The organism is Prevotella sp. KH2C16, from assembly GCF_900113305.1.
In the GTDB taxonomy this organism is placed as follows: domain Bacteria; phylum Bacteroidota; class Bacteroidia; order Bacteroidales; family Bacteroidaceae; genus Prevotella.
Genome location: NZ_FOOW01000038.1, coordinates 7,545 through 13,364 on the forward strand (window position 1 = coordinate 7,545; position 5,820 = coordinate 13,364).

Annotated in this window: 7 protein-coding genes; all 7 read right to left on the bottom strand. The window is 39.2% G+C overall.

What is annotated here, in order from left to right; genetic code table 11:
* A partial coding sequence (locus BM114_RS13585; RefSeq protein ID WP_092114248.1) for a restriction endonuclease subunit S occupies positions 1-534 on the bottom strand: 534 nt, incomplete at its 3' end.
* A gap of 8 nt (positions 535-542) precedes the next feature.
* The gene (gene fic, locus BM114_RS13590) at positions 543-1,436 is read right to left on the bottom strand and encodes a protein adenylyltransferase Fic (RefSeq protein ID WP_092114250.1); all 894 of its coding nucleotides are present in this window, start codon (positions 1,434-1,436) and stop codon (positions 543-545) included.
* Between the two features lie 14 nt (positions 1,437-1,450).
* Positions 1,451-2,203, bottom strand: a complete 753-nt coding sequence (locus BM114_RS13595; protein WP_092114252.1) for a restriction endonuclease subunit S — start codon at positions 2,201-2,203, stop codon at positions 1,451-1,453.
* A 6-nt stretch (positions 2,204-2,209) separates the two neighbouring features.
* Positions 2,210-3,202: a site-specific tyrosine recombinase/integron integrase gene (gene xerA, locus BM114_RS13600; protein WP_092114254.1), complete on the bottom strand. Its 993-nt coding sequence runs from the start codon at positions 3,200-3,202 to the stop codon at positions 2,210-2,212.
* A gap of 47 nt (positions 3,203-3,249) precedes the next feature.
* Complete coding sequence (locus tag BM114_RS13605; protein WP_092114256.1) at positions 3,250-4,755, bottom strand: class I SAM-dependent DNA methyltransferase; 1,506 nt, start codon at positions 4,753-4,755, stop codon at positions 3,250-3,252.
* A 43-nt stretch (positions 4,756-4,798) separates the two neighbouring features.
* Entirely contained in the window at positions 4,799-5,008 is a 210-nt protein-coding gene (locus BM114_RS13610; protein WP_092114258.1) for a helix-turn-helix domain-containing protein, read from the bottom strand.
* A 102-nt stretch (positions 5,009-5,110) separates the two neighbouring features.
* Entirely contained in the window at positions 5,111-5,773 is a 663-nt protein-coding gene (locus BM114_RS13615) for a hypothetical protein (RefSeq protein WP_092114260.1), read from the bottom strand.
* Positions 5,774-5,820: the final 47 nt, after the last annotated feature.

A 5,820-nucleotide genomic window follows, 5' to 3' on the forward strand; every position in this document is an offset into this window, starting at 1 on the left:
TAAATTATCATTTATCCGTCGGTTGAGTTCGATTTTGTCATCAAGAGAAGATAAAACATTTGCAATTCTCCTCTGAATTTCAAGGATGGGAATTTTAACGACAACATTCTTTATGACATTTCCTGATACTTCCTTGAATGTCGTTCCACTTCCTAAACCTTCTATCATTTCTTTGTTGTTAATAAGAAGGTAATAGAGAAACGTACCATCAACAAGACGGTTATCTGGGATAATGCTTTTAAATCCTTGGTTAGTGCATAATTCATTAGCGGCTATGGCAATATACCCAATTGGCGCACGTGAAGAGAAAAGAATGCTTCCTTTCGGTAGCATCTTACAAGAACAACTATTATACCCTTCAGGTGTAATCATTCTTTCTCCATGTGAAATATAGCGACCACAATGGTTTGACAAGTCTTTGGGAGTTATCCAAGAGATATTACCATTATAGTTATGTTGCTCTTTTGTAGACGGGGTTGCACCACCTACAATAGTGCCAATCTCCTCTAACTTATATTCTTTCCATTCTTCCATAATGAGCGTCAATCGTTTTGTTCGTAATAATATGAATAATCAATGCCCTTCATAAACATTTCTCTATCATCAATTTTTGTGGTGAGAGCAGGCAATACCAAAGCCTTGATGCGGGTACTGTTAGCTACACTCTCACGCATTGCGGACAAGTATTCATTCTTGTCTATTTGGCTCCAATCCACACACCGTTTGAGAGAACGCTTCAGCATGAGGTCAAGCCAAATGCGGGTACTGCGGCCATTACCTTCCATAAAAGGATGAGCGACATTCATTTCTACGTACTTATTCATAATCTCTTCAAAAGTAGTATCTGGCATTTGCTCTATTGTTTGTAGCGTAGCAGGAAAGTGCATACAATTAGCGAAGGTGAATCCTCCTTTAGATATATTCTTAGTTCGGATTTGTCCAGCGAAGTCGTACAATCCTCCAAAGAGATAAGCATGAATTTGCTGTAAACATTGTATGCTGCCCGGCTCAAGACTTTTCAACAAACCACTTTCATATAGTTGATATGCTTTCTTTCGACTCTGTCCATCCAATGTATTATCGCTGTATGTAAACCAGTCAAGGAACTCATTTGCTCGATTGTTGGGATAGTGCTTTGCTAATAAAGCTACTCCTTCACTATCAAGAACATCTGCAACACGCAACTTGCCATCTGGCGCTTCAAACTTGAAGCCGTGAGTAGCACTCACAGGTTCAATGCCTTCTTGTTTCAACTTACGTTTTAGCCAACGCCAATAGTTACCTGCTTTAGTGTAGTCAGGCTCATCATTAATGGCACGCACAATATCTGTTGCAGAAAACCACCAACAATTATTTTCTTCATCCCATACGGCACGCACTTCACGGTCGTTGAAGAAGCGAATTGATTTCTTATGTTGTTCTTTCTTCTCTTCCATAAATGGGAATTTATTTACATGTTTATATCATTAATTCTCAACTCACCAGACATTAGTTTCGGGAGTAGCGTGTCACGTAAACTAATAAGTTTATAATTTTCTTGAAGCAATTCAGCCATTCGTTTATAATAAGGGGCAAGAGTTTCATTCATCGTTTTGGCTTCTGAATTGGTCGGTTTTCTTATTTCAAAATCAGGCAATGCCTTTTTGCTAAGATGAAGAACGGTAGTCCCATTTACATAGCCGATGCAATGGCCCTTAAACTGCCTATTTTTAAGCATTGCCGCAAGTAAAAACCTATAAGGGAATGTTTCTTTGGGTTGAACTTTAACCAAATCCATTGAGAAGATTATACTATCATATTTACCACAGGTAAGTAATAGTTCGGCATTACCGATCACATCTGCATTTTGGGTTAAATCGGTATGTGCTACTAATATGTCGAATAAATTCGCATAGTGGTACTCTTTTAGTTTGGCTGAAGGGTTAATTCCTTTAAATCCATCAGCCTTAAAACCACCATTTCGCCCAAAGTTTTTTATAGTTGCCATAGCTATATTTGAGTAATCGGTCAATTCCTCGCCTGTATATGAATATCCACCAACGAATGAAGCGATTTCTGACAATGAGATCTTTTCCCAATTAGGATTACCTATAAACCACGACTTGAACAATGCTTGTGCCTGCTGCTCTAAATTATCATTTATCCGCCTATTTTTATAAAAAAGCGATTGATATGGTCTATATATATAATCTGCTGTTTGCATTTTGATTTAACTGATGAATTTACGGTGAGAGAGTTTCACATTTGTTTGATTGACCATCGCATAGTGCATGGTGGTATCAATTTTGACATGCCCAAGGAGTTGTTGCACTTGTTCCACAGGCATACCTTTATCTATAGCCATAGTAGCAAGGGTTCGACGAAATTTGTGTGGATGGACACGGACAATCTTTGAAAGCCTTCCAATCTTTCTTAATCTTGTTTCAACTCCAGAGATTTGTAAGCGATTGTGTGGTTTGGCAAGAGAGACGAATAAAGCCTTGTTCCGATCTTTCCGCTCTGCAAGATATTGCTGCAAATGAATCTTTGCACGAGCGTTGAAATAGACAAGACGTTCCTTGTTGCCTTTTCCAAAGACAATACACTCTCGTTCATTGAAGTTGATGTCTTCTCGATTTAGTTTGACCAATTCTCCAACACGCATACCAGTAGAAGCCAAGAGGTCTATCATGGCTAAGTCTCTCACTTTTGTACAGGCATCACGCAGTTGTTCCAAGTTCTCATCGGTTAGCACTTCTTTGACATGGGTTCCTGTTTTCACCTTATGAATGCGGCGTACAGGACTCTTGATGATATAATCCTCGTCTTCTAACCATGAAAAGAAAGATGAAAAAATACGACGGATATTGTCTATTGTAACTTTACTCGATTTGTGCTTTCGTTGGAATACTGCCAAATAAGCCCGAATATCCTCTGTGGTATAGTTCGTAACTTTCTTTGGCATTTTCTTGAAAAGCTGTTTGATGGTCGAACCATAATATTTTATGGTAGGCGTGGTACATCCTTCCACTTGCTTAGCTGACAAGAATATCTCTAACAGACGTTCGTTAGACGCATTGTTCTCTTGCATCTGCTCATTGTCTGCCGTAATGAAGTAGTTACTGATTACTTGCAGTAATACTCCATTGAGTTGTGCCATTTGTTCTACACTTAATACACCTGCCATTGCATTGCTAATTTCTGAAATCAATTTTTCTTTCATGTTCTTCTATATTAATTAATTGATAATATGGAAGAACATGCAGTCGTTTACTTGATAGTGAAACCTATGCTTGCCAACTGTTTTCGTATCTCGTCTTCCAAATCATGCGATTGGGCAAATAAATCGGATAATTCGGTTGTGAGTTTGTCCATCTTCTCTTGGAAAGGAATACCATCGTCTTCCTGTTCTGCTATGCCAACATAGCGTCCGGGGGTAAGAATATAGTCTTGTTTTGCCACATCGTCAAGAGTAACAACCGCACAGAAGCCTTTTTCATTTTCAAGTGTCCCCTCGCTATACTTGTCGAAAGTGTCTGCAATCTTTTGTATGTCTGCTTCTTGAAGTTCACGAAGTTTGCGGGTAACCATTGTTCCCATGTTCCTGGCATCTACGAATAGAATCTTGTCTTTCTGCTTCTTCTCCCGATTGAGGAACCATAAAGATACAGGAATACCTGTGGTGTAAAACAACTGTGAGGGTAGGGCTACGATACCTTCTATTAAATCGGCTTTAATGATATTTTCACGAATTCCTCCTTCACCTCCTGTCTGTGACGACAAAGATCCATTTGCCAATACCATTCCGATTTTACCTTTGGGGGATAAATGATGAATCATGTGTTGTAACCAAGCAAAGTTGGCATTGCCCGATGGAGGTATACCAAATTTCCAACGCACATCATCTTGCAGCTTGTCTGCTCCCCAATCACTGAGATTGAAAGGCGGATTAGCCATGATAAAATCAGCTTTTAATGTGGGATGTTGATCATCAAAGAAAGTATCAGCATTAAACTTACCCAAATCAGCCTCAATGCCCCGAATGGCAAGATTCATCTGAGCCATCTTCCATGTTGTAGGGTTGCTGTCTTGACCATAGACAGAAATATCCTTGATATTGCCTTGATGCCTTTCAATGAATTTAGCAGACTGCACGAACATTCCACCAGAGCCACAAGCAGGGTCATATACTCGCCCGTGATAAGGCTTCAACACTTCAACAAGGGTACGGACTATGCAAGCCGGTGTATAAAACTCACCAGCAAGTTTTCCTTCTGCTTCTGCGAACTTGGAAAGACAATACTCGTATGTACGCCCCAATATATCTTTGGAGTCTCCATGTTCTTTCATTTGAATATTGGTAAACAAATCTACCACATCGCCCAAACGTCTTTTGTCTAATTCGGCTCGGGCGAAATTTTTAGGTAGAATACCTTTCAAGCGGAGATTCTCCTTTTCAATAAGGCGCATGGCATTGTCGATAACCGTACCTATCTCTGGCGTATGAGCTGCCTCTGCCACCACACTCCATCGTGCTTCTTGTGGGACAAAGAATATATTGTCTGCCGTATATTCATCGCGGTCTTCCTCAAATCCTTCACCATTATTGACTAATTCCTGATATTTGGTTTCAAACTTATCAGAGATATATTTTAGGAAAATCAAACCCAATACTACCGATTTGTATTCGGAAGCATCAAGATTGCCACGAAGTAAATCTGCTGCCTTCCATATTTCCTTTTCAAATCCGATGTCAGCTGTATTTTGTTTTGCCATGATCTATTCTTCTTATGTTTGAATTTTATGCTTGATACGCTTTTTATTTGTCATCTGTCGTATTGATTAAATCCTTAGGATTGACTTGCAGAATCTCGGCTATTTGGAATAGAACTTCCAAACTTGGCTGACGACGATTGCAAACATAGGAGTTCACTATCGTAAAACTCTTGCCCAGCTTTTCGGCAAGCCATGTCTGCTTTATCCCTTTTTCGGTAAGCACCTCTTTTATTCTGTTGGTAGGACTTTCCATAAATATTATATGATTATTTGCAAATATAGTAAATATTATTGTATAAGTAGCTAAAAAAGAGGAGATTTTTTCTCCTCCTTTAAAAGTTTTATATCCATATTTCTATTTGCCTTTCATATTTTGCGGATTATTCTGCATTAGGCTATCCGCTTTTGCTTTCAGTTCCAAGTTATAATTATCCGTCTGCTTCTTGATTCTTTTAATCATAGTGGCATCGCGATGAATATCAAACACATCATTGAGCCATAGGATTTCCTTTGGGCTGCAACCTCTCCACACTCTAATGACACGGAATTTCAAGGCATCATCCTTGTATTGTTGTTTGCTTTGCCATAGGAAGTAGTTACCGACCAAAGAAACAAGACAAAGGAAAGACACTGCCACTACTGTAGTAAAGACTTTCGATGACTTGATATCAAAGCTATGCCTGTGAATCTGTTCCTGCGGTTGTGGATGCTCTTTCTGCTCCTGCCACTCGTGCAGCATGGTCAAGACACTTGCCACCAATTTGTCTATGGATTTAGCCTCCTCGTCCTTGATGCGCTTTTGCACATCAATGTACTTATTGATAAAGGCTTCTGTACGCTGCTCATACTGATTGAGCAATGCTTCTTCCCGTTGTTCGTCACTTTGTACTGGGGTAGATGAAACAGGGAGAGAGACAGAGCTGTTCTCATTTTCTTTCAACTCCTTCAGTTCCCTGTAAATTGTTTCCAGCTTTTTTTTGATTTCCTCAAAGAGGACAAATGTATTATTGTCTGCCATAATTATAAATGTATTTTACGTTTTTTCTTTTTCTTCTTTTTGTCGAG

Bases quoted from the DNA above. Each gene is read 5' to 3' on its own strand.
- BM114_RS13615 (WP_092114260.1), bottom strand. From the start codon at position 5,773: ATGGCAGACAATAATACATTTGTCCTCTTTGAGGAAATCAAAAAAAAG.
- BM114_RS13610 (WP_092114258.1), bottom strand. From the start codon at position 5,008: ATGGAAAGTCCTACCAACAGAATAAAAGAGGTGCTTACCGAAAAAGGG.
- BM114_RS13595 (WP_092114252.1), bottom strand. From the start codon at position 2,203: ATGCAAACAGCAGATTATATATATAGACCATATCAATCGCTTTTTTAT.
- BM114_RS13605 (WP_092114256.1), bottom strand. From the start codon at position 4,755: ATGGCAAAACAAAATACAGCTGACATCGGATTTGAAAAGGAAATATGG.
- fic (WP_092114250.1), bottom strand. From the start codon at position 1,436: ATGGAAGAGAAGAAAGAACAACATAAGAAATCAATTCGCTTCTTCAAC.
- xerA (WP_092114254.1), bottom strand. From the start codon at position 3,202: ATGAAAGAAAAATTGATTTCAGAAATTAGCAATGCAATGGCAGGTGTA.